Origin of the sequence: Metapseudomonas phytobenefica (assembly GCF_043392685.1) — a bacterium.
Classification (GTDB): Bacteria; Pseudomonadota; Gammaproteobacteria; order Pseudomonadales; family Pseudomonadaceae; genus Metapseudomonas.
Map to the genome: position 1 here is coordinate 59,289 of NZ_JBHZGM010000021.1, position 17,065 is coordinate 76,353.

The 17,065-nt window shown below is 65.0% G+C and carries 20 protein-coding genes; 11 read left to right on the plus strand and 9 right to left on the minus strand.

Going from position 1 to position 17,065, the window contains the following annotated elements; genetic code table 11:
- Positions 1–124: 124 nt before the first annotated feature.
- Together ACFW0B_RS17215 and ACFW0B_RS17220 are read left to right on the plus strand one after the other, a co-directional pair.
- Entirely contained in the window at positions 125–1,183 is a 1,059-nt protein-coding gene (locus ACFW0B_RS17215; RefSeq protein ID WP_449150215.1) for a PA0069 family radical SAM protein, read from the plus strand.
- A 110-nt stretch (positions 1,184–1,293) separates the two neighbouring features.
- Positions 1,294–2,001, plus strand: a complete 708-nt coding sequence (locus ACFW0B_RS17220) for a carbonic anhydrase (protein WP_449150217.1) — start codon at positions 1,294–1,296, stop codon at positions 1,999–2,001.
- A 103-nt stretch (positions 2,002–2,104) separates the two neighbouring features.
- On the opposite strand, the gene ACFW0B_RS17225 is transcribed toward ACFW0B_RS17220, so the two are convergent.
- Positions 2,105–2,764: a hypothetical protein gene (locus tag ACFW0B_RS17225; RefSeq protein ID WP_449150219.1), complete on the minus strand. Its 660-nt coding sequence runs from the start codon at positions 2,762–2,764 to the stop codon at positions 2,105–2,107.
- Between the two features lie 386 nt (positions 2,765–3,150).
- On the opposite strand from ACFW0B_RS17225, the gene coxB reads away from it, so the two are divergent.
- From coxB to ACFW0B_RS17245, 4 genes are read left to right on the plus strand one after another with little or no spacing between them, the layout of a single operon-like run.
- Entirely contained in the window at positions 3,151–4,278 is a 1,128-nt protein-coding gene (gene coxB, locus ACFW0B_RS17230) for a cytochrome c oxidase subunit II (RefSeq protein WP_449150221.1), read from the plus strand.
- A gap of 29 nt (positions 4,279–4,307) precedes the next feature.
- Positions 4,308–5,897, plus strand: coding sequence for a cytochrome c oxidase subunit I (gene ctaD, locus ACFW0B_RS17235; protein ID WP_449150223.1), 1,590 nt, complete (start codon positions 4,308–4,310; stop codon positions 5,895–5,897).
- Between the two features lies 1 nt (position 5,898).
- The gene (locus tag ACFW0B_RS17240) at positions 5,899–6,450 is read left to right on the plus strand and encodes a cytochrome c oxidase assembly protein (RefSeq protein WP_449150225.1); all 552 of its coding nucleotides are present in this window, start codon (positions 5,899–5,901) and stop codon (positions 6,448–6,450) included.
- Between the two features lie 25 nt (positions 6,451–6,475).
- Positions 6,476–7,363 carry a cytochrome c oxidase subunit 3 gene (locus ACFW0B_RS17245; RefSeq protein WP_449150227.1) on the plus strand — a complete coding sequence of 296 codons (888 nt, stop codon included), beginning with the start codon at positions 6,476–6,478 and terminating at the stop codon, positions 7,361–7,363.
- A gap of 30 nt (positions 7,364–7,393) precedes the next feature.
- Here the strand turns inward: ACFW0B_RS17245 and ACFW0B_RS17250 are convergent, their stop codons facing one another.
- Positions 7,394–7,597 carry a twin transmembrane helix small protein gene (locus tag ACFW0B_RS17250; RefSeq protein ID WP_449150229.1) on the minus strand — a complete coding sequence of 68 codons (204 nt, stop codon included), beginning with the start codon at positions 7,595–7,597 and terminating at the stop codon, positions 7,394–7,396.
- Between the two features lie 68 nt (positions 7,598–7,665).
- On the opposite strand from ACFW0B_RS17250, the gene ACFW0B_RS17255 reads away from it, so the two are divergent.
- Genes ACFW0B_RS17255 through ACFW0B_RS17275 form a run of 5 tightly spaced genes read left to right on the plus strand, consistent with a single transcriptional unit; the run spans position 7,666 to position 11,635 of the window.
- Positions 7,666–8,394, plus strand: coding sequence for an SURF1 family protein (locus ACFW0B_RS17255; RefSeq protein WP_449150230.1), 729 nt, complete (start codon positions 7,666–7,668; stop codon positions 8,392–8,394).
- On the plus strand, positions 8,369–8,950 hold the full coding sequence (locus ACFW0B_RS17260; protein WP_449150231.1) for a hypothetical protein: 582 nt from the start codon (positions 8,369–8,371) through the stop codon (positions 8,948–8,950). The genes ACFW0B_RS17255 and ACFW0B_RS17260 overlap by 26 nt, the downstream gene beginning before the upstream one ends.
- A gap of 37 nt (positions 8,951–8,987) precedes the next feature.
- Positions 8,988–10,073, plus strand: a complete 1,086-nt coding sequence (locus ACFW0B_RS17265; protein ID WP_449150232.1) for a COX15/CtaA family protein — start codon at positions 8,988–8,990, stop codon at positions 10,071–10,073.
- Between the two features lie 24 nt (positions 10,074–10,097).
- Positions 10,098–11,003, plus strand: a complete 906-nt coding sequence (cyoE, locus tag ACFW0B_RS17270; RefSeq protein ID WP_449150233.1) for a heme o synthase — start codon at positions 10,098–10,100, stop codon at positions 11,001–11,003.
- Complete coding sequence (locus ACFW0B_RS17275; RefSeq protein WP_449150234.1) at positions 11,000–11,635, plus strand: SCO family protein; 636 nt, start codon at positions 11,000–11,002, stop codon at positions 11,633–11,635. The genes cyoE and ACFW0B_RS17275 overlap by 4 nt, the downstream gene beginning before the upstream one ends.
- A gap of 123 nt (positions 11,636–11,758) precedes the next feature.
- Here ACFW0B_RS17275 and ACFW0B_RS17280 read toward each other — a convergent pair whose 3' ends face one another.
- The 7 genes from ACFW0B_RS17280 to ACFW0B_RS17310 form a co-directional block, all read right to left on the minus strand.
- Positions 11,759–12,535 carry a MetQ/NlpA family ABC transporter substrate-binding protein gene (locus ACFW0B_RS17280; RefSeq protein WP_449150235.1) on the minus strand — a complete coding sequence of 259 codons (777 nt, stop codon included), beginning with the start codon at positions 12,533–12,535 and terminating at the stop codon, positions 11,759–11,761.
- 54 nt (positions 12,536–12,589) lie between these two features.
- Complete coding sequence (locus tag ACFW0B_RS17285; RefSeq protein ID WP_449150236.1) at positions 12,590–13,255, minus strand: methionine ABC transporter permease; 666 nt, start codon at positions 13,253–13,255, stop codon at positions 12,590–12,592.
- On the minus strand, positions 13,255–14,262 hold the full coding sequence (locus ACFW0B_RS17290) for a methionine ABC transporter ATP-binding protein (RefSeq protein WP_449150237.1): 1,008 nt from the start codon (positions 14,260–14,262) through the stop codon (positions 13,255–13,257). Before ACFW0B_RS17290 ends, ACFW0B_RS17285 begins: the two co-directional genes overlap by 1 nt.
- A gap of 163 nt (positions 14,263–14,425) precedes the next feature.
- Positions 14,426–14,872: a hypothetical protein gene (locus ACFW0B_RS17295; RefSeq protein ID WP_449150238.1), complete on the minus strand. Its 447-nt coding sequence runs from the start codon at positions 14,870–14,872 to the stop codon at positions 14,426–14,428.
- Positions 14,873–14,981: 109 nt separating this feature from the next.
- Positions 14,982–15,767, minus strand: a complete 786-nt coding sequence (gene znuB, locus ACFW0B_RS17300; protein WP_449150239.1) for a zinc ABC transporter permease subunit ZnuB — start codon at positions 15,765–15,767, stop codon at positions 14,982–14,984.
- Positions 15,760–16,560 (minus strand): zinc ABC transporter ATP-binding protein ZnuC, encoded by an 801-nt coding sequence (gene znuC, locus ACFW0B_RS17305; RefSeq protein WP_449150240.1) that lies wholly within the window; start codon positions 16,558–16,560, stop codon positions 15,760–15,762. Before znuC ends, znuB begins: the two co-directional genes overlap by 8 nt.
- Positions 16,557–17,057 (minus strand): Fur family transcriptional regulator, encoded by a 501-nt coding sequence (locus tag ACFW0B_RS17310; RefSeq protein WP_449150241.1) that lies wholly within the window; start codon positions 17,055–17,057, stop codon positions 16,557–16,559. Before ACFW0B_RS17310 ends, znuC begins: the two co-directional genes overlap by 4 nt.
- Positions 17,058–17,065: the final 8 nt, after the last annotated feature.

The following is a 17,065-nucleotide window of genomic DNA, read 5'->3' on the forward strand; positions in this document are numbered from 1 at the left end:
CCTCTCCCAGAGGGAGAGGGGGCCTGAATCCCTGCCACGGCAGACGCACCGCCCGGCAGAATCCGACTGGTCGCAGGAAGAATCTCCATATACTGTATAGATATACAGTTTGTGGAGTCCCCCCATGTCCGTCCCTCTCCCACCTCGCGGCCGTGGTACGGCCAGCAACCCCTTCAATCGCTTCGCACCGATCACGTCGGTGGCGATGGACGACGGCTGGTTCCAGGAAGTCCCGCCCAGCCGCGCGACCGAAGTCCGGCAGGAAACCGCGAAGAGCATCATCACCCGCAACCAGTCGCCGGACCTGCCCTTCGACCGTTCGGTGAACCCCTATCGTGGCTGCGAGCATGGCTGCATCTACTGCTATGCCCGACCCAGCCATGCCTACTGGGACATGTCGCCGGGGCTGGATTTCGAGACCCGGCTGATCGCCAAGACCAATGCTATCGCCCTGCTCGAACAGCAGCTCTCCAAGCCGGGTTACCAGTGCGCGCCGATCAACCTCGGGTCCAACACCGATCCTTACCAGCCCATCGAACGCGAGTACCGCCTCACCCGCCAGACCCTCGAAGTGCTGCTGCGCTACCGCCACCCGGTGACCATCGTCACCAAGGGCTCGCTGGTACTGCGCGACCTCGACCTGCTCGGCGAACTGGCGGAGCAGAACCTGGTGGCGGTGATGATCAGCCTCACCACCCTGGACGACGAACTGAAGCGCACCCTGGAGCCTCGCGCCGCCGCTCCGTCGGCGCGCCTGCGGGCGATCCGTGTGCTCAGTGAACACCGCATTCCGGTGGGGGTGCTCTGTTCGCCGATGATCCCGATGATCAATGACATGGAACTGGAGAGCCTGCTGGAAGCGGCTCGGGATAATGGTGCGCGGCAGGCGAACTACATGCTGTTGCGTCTGCCCAGGGAGGTGGGACCGCTGTTCGAGGAATGGCTCCAGGCGCACTACCCGCAGCGCGCCGCCCATGTGATGAGCATCATTCGCCAGTGCCGGGGCGGGGAAATCTACGACAGCCGCTTTGGTCACCGCTTCAAGGGCCAGGGGCCTTTCGCCGAACTGCTGGCGCAGCGCTTTGCCGTGGCCATCCGCAAGCTGGGACTGAACCGGCGACGCGACTATGAACTGGATTGTTCGCGCTTCTGTCCGCCTGGCGGACAGATGGCGTTGCTTTGAGGTGTGACTCGACGGGCTGTAACGACAGTCCTGTAGGAATTCAAATGCCGACAATCAGTGGATAATTGGCGGCAGAACAGACAATTCCTACGATGACCGAGGTTGGCAGCATGAGCAACGAGCACGACAAGCAACGTGGTGAGAGTGCGGAAGAGGCCCTGCGCAACATAGTCGAGGGCTTACAGCGGTTCCGCGACGAAGTCTTTCCACAACAGGAAGAACTGTTCAAGAAGCTTGCCCATGAGCAGAAACCCCGCGCCATGTTCATCACCTGCGCCGACTCGCGGATCGTCCCCGAGCTGATCACCCAGAGCTCGCCCGGCGATCTGTTCGTCACCCGTAACGTCGGCAACGTGGTGCCGCCGTACGGCCAGATGAATGGCGGCGTTTCGACGGCCATCGAGTTCGCGGTGATGGCCCTCGGTGTGCACCACATCATCATCTGCGGCCACTCCGACTGCGGCGCGATGAAGGCGGTGATGGACCCGCAGACCCTGGAGCGCATGCCCACGGTAAAGGCCTGGCTGCGCCATGCCGAGGTGGCCAAGGTGGTGGTCCAGGAAAACTGCGGCTGCGTCAGCCACGAGTCCCTGTCAGTGCTCACCGAGGAAAACGTGGTGGCCCAGCTGGACCACCTGCGCACCCACCCTTCGGTGGCGGCGCGCCTGGCCAGCGGCCAGCTGTTCATCCATGGCTGGGTCTATGACATCGAGACGTCCGTCATCAAGGCCTACGATGCCGAGCTGGGGCGCTTCCGCGCGATCGGTGACGGCCCGCTGCCAATGGCCACGCCACGGCCGCGCTACCTGGCGGATTGACGAAAAAAGGGGCTGCCGGTGCGGCCCTTTCTTATTCCTGCGGGAGTGAATTCATCCGCGATTGAAATCGCTCCCACAGGGTATGGCGTAGCCCGCGAAGATTTCAGCTGGCGGAGCGCTGGCCCTGGTTCAGCTCCAGGCCGACGCCCAGTTGCTGGGACATGCACGGCCAGCGTTTCCAGGCTTCCTCCACCTTGGGGTCGTGCAGTTGCTGGCGATAGGCCCGGGCCGAGGGCTGGCTGAACACTTCGTCGTCCAGCAGGCCGTCCACGGCATGGTGCACGGCTTCATCCAGCTGGTTGGCGAAGGGTTCGCCGATCAGGTTGTGGGCGATCAGATTGGCCACCGTGGTATCCAGCGGGATCAGCGGCTGGCCGAAGTGCAGGATGTAGCGGTCATTGACCTCTTCCACCAGGCGATGCGCCAGGTAGGCCTCGTCGAGCAGGCCCTCCAGGCCTTCGTGGCCGGCCATCAGGGCCGGGGGCTGCAGGAAGAACTGTTCGGCGACCCGGAGCACCGGCCTGATGCGGGCTTCGATCCCGGCTTCACGGGCGACATTGGCGGCGGCATCCAGCACGTCCGGGACCTGTTCCACATAGGCAGCGATGAAACGGGCGAGCACGCCCTGGGCATCCTCTTCCGGAAGACGAATGGCGGGGTGCAGGCTGGCGACCTGGGCTTCCAGTATCCGGGTCAGTTGGGAGGAGGCGACTTCGTTCTGGAGAGCGCGCTGGATGAGTTCGCGCAGTGCGGCGGTGTTCATGACTGCTCCTGAAAAGGACATGGCGGTGGCAGGTGAATGAAAAGTTGAAGACAAGACCTTAGCTCGCTGAGCGGAACTGCTAAGACTGGATTGTCATAATTTCCAAGTGGTTATTCGGGCGGGCTATAACAGCACTTTGCCATCTGCTCGCGACCCGTGCCACCCGTGGCGTTTAGGACAAGGCTTACGCGGCTTCAGCCATTTCTTCGGTCGCGTTGCGCACCGGAAGTCCCTGTCTATACTCCGACTCGAAAGGCATTACCTGATGGAACCCGACTGTGCACCTGCGTGCCGAGGTCGGCGGTCCGAGTTTGGTAGTCCGGGCAGCCGTCCCCAAGCCGTTGGCCCAGCCGGCGGGATAACAAGAACGAGAAGGGGAACCCGCAATGATGCGACATCCACGAGTCTGGATGGGACTCCTGCTGCTGTCTGTTCTCAGCCAGGCGGAGGCTGCCTGGACAGTCAACATGGCGCCTGGTGCAACCGAGGTCAGCCGCACCGTTTTCGATCTGCACATGACCATCTTCTGGATCTGCGTCGTCATTGGCGTCGTGGTCTTCGGTGCCATGTTCTGGTCGATGATCATCCACCGCCGCTCCACCGGCCAGCAGCCGGCGCACTTCCACGAAAGCACCACGGTTGAAATCCTCTGGACCGTCGTGCCCTTCGTCATCCTTGTGCTGATGGCGGTGCCGGCGACCAAGACCCTGATCGACATCTACGACACCTCCGAATCCGGACTGGATGTGCAGATCACTGGCTACCAGTGGAAATGGCACTACAAGTACCTGGGCCAGGACGTGGAGTTCTTCAGCAACCTGTCCACGCCCGCCGAGCAGATCCACAACCAGGCGCCGAAGGACGAGCACTACCTGCTGGAAGTCGACGAGCCGCTGGTTGTGCCGGTGGGCACCAAGGTGCGCTTCCTGATCACCGCCGCCGACGTGATCCACTCCTGGTGGGTGCCGGCGCTGGCGGTGAAGAAGGACGCCATTCCCGGCTTCGTCAACGAATCCTGGACGCGCATCGAGAAGCCCGGCCTCTACCGTGGCCAGTGCACCGAGCTGTGCGGCAAGGACCACGGCTTCATGCCCATCGTGGTCGAAGCCAAGTCCCAGGAGGACTTCGCCAAATGGCTGGCGGCTCGCAAGGAAGAGACCGTCAAGCAGAAGGAGCTGACCGACAAGGAATGGACCCTGGAGGAACTGGTCGAGCGGGGTGACAAGGTCTATCACACCGCCTGCGCCGCCTGTCACCAGGCCGAGGGCCAGGGCCTGCCGCCCATGTTCCCGGCACTCAAGGGGTCGAAGATCGCCACCGGTCCCAAGGCCGACCACCTGAACATCGTCTTCCACGGCAAGCAGGGCACTGCCATGGCCGCTTTCGGCAAGCAGCTGTCCGAAGTCGATATCGCCGCCGTCATCACCTACGAGCGCAATGCCTGGGGTAACAACACCGGGGACATGGTGACTCCGAAGGAAGTGCTGGCCCTGAAACAGGCGGAAAGCCAATGAAGAAGACACCGGCCTATAGGGAGACTGACATGAGTGCAGTGATCGACCACGATCATGCCGGGCATGATCACCACCACGGCCCGGCCAAGGGGCTGATGCGCTGGGTGCTCACCACCAACCACAAGGACATCGGCACCATGTACCTGTGGTTCAGCTTCGCCATGTTCCTCCTCGGGGGGTCCATGGCGATGGTGATCCGCGCCGAGTTGTTCCAGCCCGGCCTGCAGATCGTGCAGCCGGAATTCTTCAACCAGATGACCACCATGCACGGCCTGATCATGGTGTTCGGTGCGGTGATGCCGGCCTTCGTCGGCCTCGCCAACTGGATGATCCCGCTGATGATCGGCGCGCCGGACATGGCCCTGCCGCGCATGAACAACTTCAGCTTCTGGCTGCTGCCGGCGGCCTTCGGCCTGCTGGTCAGCACCCTGTTCAGCGCCGGTGGCGGACCGAACTTCGGCTGGACCTTCTACGCGCCGCTATCGACCACCTACGCGCCGGAGAGCGTCACCTATTTCATCTTCGCCATCCACCTGATGGGCATCAGCTCGATCATGGGCGCGATCAACGTGATCGCCACCATCCTCAACCTGCGTGCCCCGGGCATGACCCTGATGAAGATGCCGCTGTTCGTCTGGACCTGGCTGATCACCGCCTTCCTGCTGATCGCGGTGATGCCGGTGCTGGCCGGCTGCGTGACCATGATGCTGATGGACATCCACTTCGGCACCAGCTTCTTCAGCGCAGCAGGCGGCGGTGACCCGGTGCTGTTCCAGCACGTGTTCTGGTTCTTCGGCCACCCCGAGGTGTACATCATGATCCTGCCCGCCTTCGGTGCGGTCAGCTCGATCATCCCGGCCTTCAGCCGCAAGCCGCTGTTCGGCTACACCTCGATGGTCTACGCCACCGCGTCCATCGCTTTCCTGTCGTTCATCGTCTGGGCGCACCACATGTTCACCGTGGGCATCCCGCTGACCGGTGAGCTGTTCTTCATGTTCGCCACCATGCTGATCGCCGTGCCCACTGGGGTGAAGGTGTTCAACTGGGTGACCACCATGTGGGAAGGCTCGCTGACCTTCGAGACGCCCATGCTGTTCGCAGTGGCCTTCGTCATCCTGTTCACCATCGGCGGCTTCTCCGGCCTGATGCTGGCCATCGCCCCGGCGGACTTCCAGTACCACGACACCTACTTCGTGGTGGCTCACTTCCACTACGTGCTGGTGCCCGGCGCCATCTTCGGCATCTTCGCCTCGGCCTACTACTGGCTGCCGAAGTGGACCGGCCACATGTACGACGAGACCCTCGGCAAGCTGCATTTCTGGCTGAGCTTCGTCGGCATGAACATGGCGTTCTTCCCCATGCACTTCGTGGGGCTGGCGGGCATGCCACGGCGGATTCCGGACTACAACCTGCAGTTCGCCGACTTCAACATGATCTCGTCCATCGGTGCCTTCAGCTTCGGCGCCACCCAGTTCCTCTTCCTGTTCATCGTCATCAAGTGCATCCGTGGCGGCAAGAAAGCCCCGGCCAAACCCTGGGACGGTGCCGAGGGCCTGGAGTGGACCGTGCCGTCGCCGGCGCCCTACCACACCTTCAGCACGCCGCCGGAAGTGAAGTGAGATGAGCGGGGAAATGAGCACTCGCCGCCTGATCCAGCGCCTGCTGTTGCTGGTGGTGGTGATGTTCGCCTTCGGTTTTGCCCTGGTGCCGATCTACGACGTGATGTGCCAGGCCTTCGGCATCAACGGCAAGACCACCGGGTCGGCCTACGAGGGGGCGCAGAACGAAGACCAGCAGCGCCAGGTGCGGGTGCAGTTCCTCGCCACCAACGCGGCGGGAATGAGCTGGGAATTCCGCCCCAGGGCGGATGACCTGGTGGTGCACCCGGGGGCGAGCAACGAGATGCTGTTCATCGCCTACAACCCCACCGACAAGCCGATGACGGCCCAGGCCATTCCCAGCGTGGCGCCGTCGAAGGCGGCGGCGTTCTTCCACAAGACCGAATGCTTCTGTTTCACCCAGCAGGTCCTTCAGCCTGGCCAGCGCATCGAGATGCCGGTGCGCTTCATCGTCGACCGCGACCTGCCGGCCGATGTGCATCACCTGACCCTCGCTTACACGCTGTTCGATATCACTGCCCGCAAGCCACCAGTCGCCAGGAATGACGGCTGACGGGCCGATAAGGAGAACAACAACGATGGCTAGTCACGAGCACTATTACGTTCCGGCCCAGAGCAAGTGGCCGATCATTGCCACCATCGGCCTGCTGGTCACGGTCTATGGCGTGGGCACCTGGTTCAACGATCTCAAGGCGGCGCGCCCGGAATCCAACGGGCCGATCATCTTCTTCGTTGGCGGCCTGATCCTGGCCTACATGCTGTTCGGCTGGTTCGGCAATGTCATCCGTGAGAGCCGCGGCGGCCTCTATAGCTCGCAGATGGACCGTTCCTTCCGCTGGGGCATGAGCTGGTTCATTTTCTCCGAGGTGATGTTCTTCGCCGCCTTCTTCGGTGCGCTGTTCTACGTGCGCTACTTCGCCGGCCCCTGGCTGGGCGGGGAGGGCGCCAAGGGCATCGCCAACATGCTCTGGCCCAACTTCGAGTACACCTGGCCGCTGCTGAACAACCCGGACGCCAAGCTGTTCCCGCCGCCCAAGGCGGTGATCGATCCGTGGCACCTGCCGCTGATCAACACCATCCTGCTGGTGAGCTCGAGCTTCACCGTGACCTTCGCCCACCACGCCCTGCGCAAGAACAAGCGCGGTCCGCTCAAGCTCTGGCTGGCGCTGACCGTCCTGCTCGGTGCGACCTTCCTGGGCTTCCAGGCCGAGGAATACATCCACGCCTACAAGGAACTGGGGCTGACCCTGGGTTCGGGCATCTATGGCGCCACCTTCTTCATGCTCACTGGCTTCCACGGCGCCCACGTGACCCTGGGGGCGCTGATCCTGACGGTGATGCTGGTGCGTATCCTGCGCGGCCACTTCGACCCCGAGCACCACTTCGGATTCGAGGCGGCGGCCTGGTACTGGCACTTCGTGGACGTGGTCTGGATCGGCCTGTTCACCTTCGTCTACGTGCTGTGAAGGCGGTGGCCAGAGGTGGGGGCTTCTGGCTTACCAGGTGACATGGGAAACGAACTGGCCGCTGTAGAAACCCCAGGCGATGAGCGCCAGGGTCAGGGTGGCCAGGATTACACGAACCGTTAGCGCATTGACCACGCGGGAGCTGCGGCCTTCGTCCCTGACCAGGAAGAAAAGGCCGCTGAACAGGCTGACCACCGTGGCAAGCAACATGAGGACGATCGCAGCCTTGAGCATGCGTGACTCCGGGCAAGGGGGATGTTGTGCAGTATAGCCAGCCCTGTTCAGCCTCACGGACGGCGGCCTTGAGCGCCTTCCGGCCCGGCCTGGCACCCACCCTGGTGGTGCTCGCCCTGCTGCCAGTGCTGCTCGGGCTGGGCTTCTGGCAGCTCTCCCGCGCTGAGGAAAAACGCCAGCTTCTGGCGGCCGCCGATGCCCGTCGCATTGCCGCCCCCGTGGATGTCGAGCGCCTTCGCGGCAACCCCGATCCGGCCTACCTGCGGGTGCGCCTGAACGGCCAGTTCGACGCCGCCCACAGCCTGCTGCTGGACAGCCGCATCCGCGACGGCAGGGCCGGCGTCGAACTGCTGCAACCCTTCCAGGACAGCGCCAGCGGCCAGTGGCTTCTGGTCAATCGTGGCTGGCTGCCCTGGCCCGATCGCCGCGTGGCACCGGCCTTCACTACCCCCGACGGTGAGCAGGCGCTAGTGGCCTGGGCCTATGTGCCGCCGGGCGCTGCGTTCGAACTCAAGCACCTGCAGGCCAGCGGCTGGCCGCAACTGATCAACCAGGTGGATGCCGCCGCCCTCTGGCAACACCTCGGCCGCAATGGCCTGCCCCTGGAGCTGCGCCTCGAGGAAGGCCCGGCGACCTACCGCAGCGACTGGCCGGTGGTTGCCATGGGGCCGGAAAAACACATCGGCTACGCCGTGCAGTGGTTCGCCCTGGCGACGGCCCTGTTCGGCCTGTTCATCTATTTCGGATTGCGCAAAGGACGGGAGAACAACAATGAACCCAGCACTCGCCATGCCTGAGGCCGCGCCGCCGCGTCGCCGCGGGCGCATCCAGCTGCTGCTGATCCTGATGGTGGTGATCGGCCCGATGATGCTGGCCACCGCCATGTACAAGTTCAGCTTCTGGGTACCGGAAGGCCGCAGCTACCACGGCACCCTGATCGGCAACGGCCAGACCGACGCCGACATCGGCGTCCAGGGCGCCGCGCCGCAGGAGACCTGGCAATTGCTGGTCACCGCACCGGGCGCCTGCGAGGCCGAATGCCAGGAGCTGGTCTACCTGGCGCGGCAGATCCACATCGGCCTGGGTCGCGATGCGTCGCGCGCCGGCCACTCCCTGGCGGCTGCCGAGGTACCGGCGGACTACGCCGACAAGCTCAAGCGGGAATATCCGCAGTTGAAACGCTACGAACTGGACGTGGTCACCTACGCAAAGGCCGCTGGCGACCAGGAAGGCGCCCGCCTGTGGATTGTCGACCCCCACGGCAACCTCGTCCTGCGCTACGACGGCACGGCCCGCGGCAAGCAGATCCTCAACGACCTGCGCCACCTGCTGAAGCTTTCCAATATCGGTTGATCGACCCCTTTCTTCGGAAAGGTGAGGAGCGACTGCTGTGGATACCTACAAGAACCGGCCCGGCTTCCGCCTCGCCCTCTTCGCCACCCTGCTGGCGCTGGTGGTGGTGCTGCTGGGCGCCTACACCCGACTGACCCACGCCGGCCTCGGCTGCCCCGACTGGCCTGGCTGCTACGGCTTCATCAGCGTGCCGCAGACCGAAGCCCAGCTCGCCCATGCCGAGGCCAATTTCCCCCACGCACCGGTGGAGGCCCAAAAGGGCTGGAACGAGATGGTCCACCGCTATTTCGCCGGTACCCTCGGCCTGGTGATCCTCGGCCTGGCCATCCACGCCGTGCGCCTTCGCGGACGTGACGGCCAGCCGCTGAAGCTGCCACTGCTGCTGGTGGCGGTGGTCGTCGCCCAGGCCGCCTTCGGCATGTGGACGGTGACCCTGCAGCTCTGGCCCCAGGTGGTGACCGCGCACCTTCTGGGTGGCTTCACCACGCTCTCGCTGTTGCTGCTGCTGAGCCTGCGGCTGTCCAACGCCTTCCCGCCGCTGCAATTGCCGCAGCGGCTGCGGCTGTGGGCAGCCCTGGGGCTGGCGCTGGTGATCGGACAGATCGCCCTCGGCGGCTGGGTCAGCTCCAACTACGCGGCCGTGGCCTGTGTCGACCTGCCCACCTGCCATGGCCAGTGGTGGCCGGCCATGGACTTCGCCAACGGCTTCCACCTCACCCAGCACATCGGCCCCAACTACCTGGGCGGGCAACTGGACAGCGATGCCCGCACCGCCATCCACATGACCCATCGCCTCGGCGCACTGGTGGTGACCCTGGTGCTGCTGGCCCTTGCCTGGCAGCTGCGCGCCGCCGGCCTCAAGGGCCTGGCCGCCCTGCTGCTGGCCGCCCTGTGCCTGCAGGTGGGCCTGGGCATCAGCAACGTGATCTTCCACCTGCCGCTGCCGGTAGCGGTGGCCCACAACGGCGGCGGCGCCCTGCTGCTGCTGCTGCTGGTCACTACCAATTACCGGGTGCGCAACGCGGCTCTTTTTGTAGGAGCGAGCTCGGCTCGCGAAATTGGCGGCGGCGGAGGTTCGCGAGCAGAGCTCGCTCCTACGGCATTGACCCCGCAAGGCAAGTAACCGGATCACCAAGGAGAAAACGCCATGGCCATTCTGCTCAGCCAAGGACACAGCCAGACCCGCGCCAGCTGGCGCGATTACCTGGAACTGACCAAGCCCAAGGTGGTGGTGCTGATGCTGATCACCTCTCTGGTGGGCATGTTCCTCGCCACCCGTGCCGGGGTGTCCTGGCAGGTGCTGCTGTTCGGCAACCTCGGCATCGGCCTCTGCGCCGGTGCGGCGGCGGCGGTGAACCACGTGGTGGATCGGCGCATCGACTCGATCATGGCGCGCACCCTGAAACGCCCGGTGGTCAATGGCCGCGTCTCGCCGGTGGCGGCCTTGAGCTTCGCCTTCGTGCTGGCCGTGCTGGGCCAGGCGCTGTTGCTGGCCTTCACCAATGAGCTGACCGCCTGGCTGACCCTGGCGTCCCTGGTGGGCTACGCGGTGCTCTACACCGGTTTCCTCAAGCGCGCCACGCCGCAGAACATCGTCATCGGCGGCCTGGCCGGCGCCGCGCCGCCGCTGCTGGGCTGGGTCGCAGTCACCGGGCATGTCTCCGCCGAGCCGCTGCTGCTGGTGTTGATCATCTTCGCCTGGACCCCGCCGCACTTCTGGGCCCTGGCCATCCATCGCAAGGCCGAATACGCCAAGGCCGACATTCCCATGCTGCCGGTGACCCACGGCGAGCACTACACCAAGGTGCACATCCTGCTCTATACCTTGGTGATGTTCGCGGTCAGCCTGCTGCCCTACGTCATCCACATGAGCGGCGTGCTCTACCTGGCGTGCGCGGTGGCCCTGGGGGCGCGCTTCCTGCAGTGGGCCTGGGTGCTGTACCGTGACAGCAAGCCACACGCTGCGATCAAGACCTTCAAGTACTCTATCGCCTACCTCTTCCTGCTGTTCATCGCCCTGCTGGTGGACCACTACCTGATGCTGAACCTATGACCAGAATCCAGAAAACCGTCTTCGTCCTTGTCGCTATCGTGGCCGTGGTGCTCGGCCTCACCGTGCACCGCGTCCTGACCAGCCAGGCCCAGGCCGACCCCGCCAAGCTGCTCGACGCCGGCATCGTCCTGCTGCCCCAGAGCCGCGCCCTGCCGGCGCTGGAAATGGTCGACCAGAACGGCCGGAAGATCGCGGTGGACCAGTTCAAGGACAAGTGGAGCCTGGTGTTCTTCGGCTACACCTTCTGCCCCGACATCTGCCCCACCACCCTGGCGCAGATGCGTGAGCTCAAGGGCCTGCTGCCGCAGCAGGCGCAGGACAACCTGCGCTTCGTCTTCGTCAGCGTCGACCCGAACCGCGACACCCCGGAGCAGATCAAGCAATACCTGGGTTACTTCGACCCGAGCTTCGTCGGCGTCACCGGCGACCTGCCCACCCTGCAGCAACTGGCCAATGCGGTGAGCATTCCCTTCATTCCGGCCGATACCAGCAAGGAAAACTACACCGTCGACCACAGCGGCAACCTGGTGGTCCTCGGCCCGGATGGCACCCAGCGCGGATTCATCCGCTCGCCGCTGAACAACCAGAAACTCAAGGAGCAGCTGCCGGGGCTGGTGGCGCCGAAGGGCTGACACGAAACGGGCGTACCGTGCGATTTGTTTGTGGGGGCGATTTCAATCGCGAATGAATTCCCACATGACACCCACAAAAAAGCCCGCTCGATCGAGCGGGCTTTCTCATTCAGCAGGACGCGATCAGAACGCCGGAACCACGGCGCCCTGGTATTTCTCCTCGATGAATTTCTTCACCTCGGGACTGTTCAGGGCCTTGGCCAGTTTCTGCATGTCGGCGCTGGCCTTGTTGTCCTCGCGGGACACCAGGATGTTCACGTAGGGCGAGTCGCTGCCTTCGATTACCAGGGCGTCCTTGGTGGGGTTCAGCTTGGCTTCCAGGGCGTAGTTGGTGTTGATCAGCGCCAGGTCCACCTGGTTCAGCACGCGCGGCAGGGTCGCGGCTTCCAGTTCACGCACCTTGATGCCTTTCGGGTTCTCGACGATGTCCTTCGGGGTGGCGGTGATGCTGGTGTTGTCCTTCAGCTTGATCACGCCGGCCTTGTCCAGCAGCAGCAGGGCGCGGCCGCCGTTGGTGGCGTCGTTGGGGATGACCACCTGGGCGCCTTCGGGCAGTTCGGCCAGAGACTTCACCTTGCTGGAGTAGGCGCCGAAGGGCTCGACGTGCACACCGACCACGGGCACCAGCTTCACCTTGGTCTGGCGCGCCTTGTTGAACTCATCGAGGTAAGGCTGGTGCTGGAAGAAGTTGGCATCCAGGCGGCCTTCGGCAACCTGCACGTTGGGCTGTACGTAGTCGGTGAAGACTTTCACCTGCAGGTCCACGCCTTCTTTGGCCAGCTGCGGCTTGATGAACTCGAGGATTTCCGCGTGGGGCACCGGGGTGGCGGCCACTTTCAGGGTGTCGGCCTGGGCGGAGAGGGCGGTCAGGGCGGCGAAGGCCACCAGCAGTTTCTTCATGAGCGGCTCCTTGTGGGAAGTCATCGGGCCGGCGCAACGGGCGCCGGCGCCTGGTCATTTACGGGAAAAATGCACCACCAGCTTGTCGCCGACGGTTTGCAGGATCTGGACGAGCACCAGCAGCAGGACCACGGTGACCACCATCACGTCGGTCTGGAAGCGCTGGTAGCCGAAGCGGATGGCCAGGTCGCCGAGGCCGCCCGCGCCCACCACGCCGGCCATCGCGGTATAGGACACCAGGGTGATGGCGGTGACGGTGATGGCGGCGAAGATGCCCGGCCGGGCTTCCGGCAGCAGGGCGTTCCAGATGATCTGGCCGGTGGTGGCGCCCATGGCCTGGGTGGCTTCGAGGATGCCGCGGTCCACCTCGCGCAGGGCGGTTTCCACCAGGCGCGCGAAGAACGGCGTGGCGCCCACCACCAGCGGCGGGATGGCGCCGGCAACCCCCAGGGAGGTGCCGGTGATGAACACGGTGAAGGGGATCATCACGATCAGCAGGATGATGAAGGGCAGCGAACGCAGCACGTTCACCAGCAGCGACAGCAGGCCGTAGACCGCCTTCTGTTCGAACAGCTGGCGCGGTCCGGTGAGGAACAGCAGCACGCCCAGCGGCAGGCCGAGCAGCACGGTGAACAGCAGCGAGCCACCGAGCATGAGGAAGGTATCGAGGGTGGCGAGCCAGATTTCGTACCAGTCGATATTGGCGAGCAGGGCTTCCATCAGCGCAGGATCTCCAGGTGCACGTCCGCCTCGCGGAAACAGCCAAGCGCGGCGTCGATGTCGCCGCCGGTCAGGGCCAGGGTGAGCTGGCCGTAGGGGGTGTCCTTGATACGGTCGATGCGCCCGGCAAGGATGCTGTAGTCCACGCCGGTCTGGCGCGCTACGGTGCCCAGCAGCGGGGCGTAGGTGGCCTCGCCACGGAAGGTCAGGCGCAGGATGCGGCCGTCGACGTGGGCGAAGTCATCGCGTTGCTCGCCCTCGTCGACCTGCTCATCCTCCAGCACGAAACGCTGGGTGGTGACGTGCTGCGGGTGCAGGAACACATCGGCCACCGCACCCTGCTCGACGATCACGCCGCCATCCATCACCGCCACGCGGTCGCAGACCCGGCGGATCACGTCCATCTCGTGGGTGATCAGGACGATGGTGAGCTTCAGCTCGCGGTTGATCTCGGCCAGCAGTTGCAACACCTGCGCGGTGGTCTGCGGGTCGAGGGCGCTGGTGGCCTCGTCGCAGAGCAGGATTTTCGGCTGGGTGGCCAGGGCGCGGGCAATGCCGACGCGCTGCTTCTGGCCGCCGGAAAGCTGTGCCGGGTACTTGCGCGCGTGGTCGCTGAGGCCGACGCGGTCCAGCAGTTCGCTGACGCGGCGCTCGATCTCGGGGCGGGACAGCTCGCCCGCCAGTTTCAACGGCAGGGCGACGTTCTCGGCGACGGTCTTGGACGACAGCAGGTTGAAGTGCTGGAAGATCATCCCGACGCGCTGGCGGAAGCGGCGCAGGCCCTCGCTGTCCAGGGCGGTGACGTCTTCGCCATCGATGACGATGCGACCGCCGGTGGGTTCTTCAAGGCGGTTGATCAGGCGCAGCAGGGTGCTCTTGCCGGCGCCCGAGTGGCCGATCAGGCCGAACACTTCGCCGCTCCGGATAGCGAGGTCGGTCGGCTGCAGGGCCGGGATTTCGCGGCCTTCGACGCGGTACGCCTTGTGGACGTTATGGAATTCGATCACTGCGGAAACCTTGTGGGTTCGTCGTTAGCCGGATCGGCTAAAAACCGGCAAGTTTACCTGCTGGCACATAGGCACAGAAAATCTTTATGGGCCTATGGCTATAGCAGGTGGGAATAAGCGACAGGCGGACTGCGTGGAGTCTAGCTGCCGCCGGCTGTGACGTTCACAGGCGCGGGCTGAGCACCGGGTGTGCGGCATTTTCCCCGGCAGTGGCGGCCCCGGCGGTGTGGCCGGCCTGGTCGAGGGTGCCGTCCAGGCCCGCGGTCAGGGCGGGTGCCTGGGGCATCAGGCCGCGGGCGTGGCTGAGGGCCCTGGCGGCGTTGTCCAGGTCGCCTTGCTGCAGGGCGTCCTGGCCGCGCTTGAGCCAGGCATCGGCCAGCTGGCGCTGGTATTGCCCGAGGCGGGTGTCATCGGCGGCCATTTCTTCCAGCGCCTTGAGCCGGGCCTCGGCTTCGGTGAGCCTGCCCTTGGCAAGGTCCTTGTCGAGATGCCGGAAGCTGCTGGCCAGATCGTCAGTCGGTACCTCGGCCACTTGCTGGGCGGTCTGACAGGCGGTCAGCAGCAGGGAAAAGGCGACAACGGGCAGGCAACGAGTGGCGAACGACTTCATTCCGGCAGGTCTCTGATTGCTCAAAAAACGCGCGATTCTACACTGCGGTACCGATCAGGACAAAAAACAGGGGCAAAACGGCCGCGATGGTGGCATTTCCAGAGGCGTCTCAGGCGCGGCGCGGCAGGGCGAAGCTGCAGAGGAACAGGCCGGCAGCGGAGACCACGATGGACGGGCCGGCCGGGGTGTCCTTGAACCAGGACAGCGCCAGGCCCGCGCAGACCGCCACCAGGCCCAGCAGGCTGGCGCCCAGGGCCATCTGCTCGGGGCTGCGGGCGTGGCGCTGGGCGGCGGCGGCCGGGATGATCAGCAGCGAGGTGATCAGCAGCACGCCGACGATCTTCATCGCCACGGCGATCACCACTGCGATCAAAAGCATCAGGGCGAGGCGGATCGCTGCCACCGGCAGGCCCTCCACCCGCGCCAGTTCCTCGTGCACGGTGATCGCCAGCAGCGGCCGCCACATGGGGATCAGCACCAGCAGCACCAGGGCGCTACCGCCGAGGATCCAGGCCAGGTCGGTGCGGCTGACCGCCAGCAGGTCGCCGAACAGGTAGCCCATCAGGTCGACACGCACTTCGCTCATGAAGCTCAGGGCCACAAGGCCGAGGGACAGGGTGCTGTGGGCGAGGATGCCCAACAGGGTGTCCGACGCCAGTGGCTGGCGCTGCTGCAGGGTCACCAGCAGCACTGCCAGCAGTACGCAGCCGACGGTCACGGCCAGGGTCGGGCTGACGTCCAGCATCAGCCCCAGGGCCACGCCGAGCAGCGCGGCATGGGACAGGGTGTCGCCAAAGTAGGCCATGCGCCGCCAGACCACGAAGGAGCCGAGAGGGCCGGCCACCAGGGCCAGGGCGAGGCCGGCGAGCAGTGCGTTGAGCAGGAAATCAGCCATGGTTGCAGTCGGGGCCGTGCTGGTGGACGGGAGTGAAACGGGTGCCGCTGGGGAAGGGTTGCTTCACCACTTCGCCATGCAGGTCGTGGGCGTGGTCGTGATGGTGGTGGTAGACCGCGAGGCTCCTGGCGTCCTGGCCGAACAGCTCGACGAAGGCCGGGTCGCCGCTGACCTGTTCCGGGTGCCCGGAGCAACAGACGTGGCGGTTGAGGCAGACCACCTGGTCGGTGGCGCTCATCACCAGGTGCAGGTCATGGGAAATCATCAGCACGCCGCAGCCGTGGCGGTCGCGCAGGCGGGTGATCAGGCGATAGAGCTCGGCTTGGCCAGCGACATCGACACCCTGCACCGGCTCGTCGAGCACCAGCAGTTCGGGTTCGCGCAGCAGGGCGCGGGCCAGCAGCACGCGCTGCAATTCGCCGCCGGAAATGCTTTGCAGCGGGCTGTCGATCACCTGTACGGCGCCGACTTCATCCAGCGCGGCGAGGGCCGCCTTGCGGTCCACGCCCGGCACCAGGCGCAGGAAGCGCAACACGGTGAGCGGCAGGGTGGCATCCACCTGGAGCTTCTGCGGCATGTAGCCGATATGCAGCCGCGGCTTGCGCCAGACCTCGCCCCTGTCCGGCTTGAGCAGGCCGAGCACGGTGCGCACCAGGGTGGTCTTGCCGGCGCCGTTGGGGCCGATCAGGGTGACGATCTCCCCGGCCTTCACGGACAGGTGCACGTCCTGCAGCACCGGCTGCCCGGAAAAGTCGACGCCGACCTTTTCGAGGCGAATCAGTACGTCGCTCATGCGGCCACCTGGCAGCTGGCGCAGAGGCCGACGACTTCGACGGTCTGGCCCTCGACGGTGAATCCGACGGATTTCGCGCTGTCGACGATGGCCTGGCTGATGTTCGATTGCTCCAGCTCGATGGCCGTCTGGCAATTTCGGCAGATGAGGAACTGGCCCTGGTGGGACTTGCCCGGATGGTTGCAGCCGACGAAGGCGTTGAGCGAGGCGATGCGATGCACCAGGCCGTTTTCCAGGAGGAAATCCAGGGCGCGGTAGACGGTGGGTGGCGCCGCGCGGCGGCCATCTTCCTCGGTCAGCACACCGAGGATGTCGTAGGCGCCCAGCGGCTTGTGGCTCTGCCACACCAGCTCCAGCACGCGTTTGCGCAGGGCGGTCAGGCGCAGGCCCTGGCGGCCGCAGATGACTTCGGCCTCGGCCAGGGCGTTGGACACGCAATGGGAGTGATCGTGGGGGCGGCAGGCCAGGGGGGCTTTTGCGCTGATCGGCTTGAGCATGGCGACGA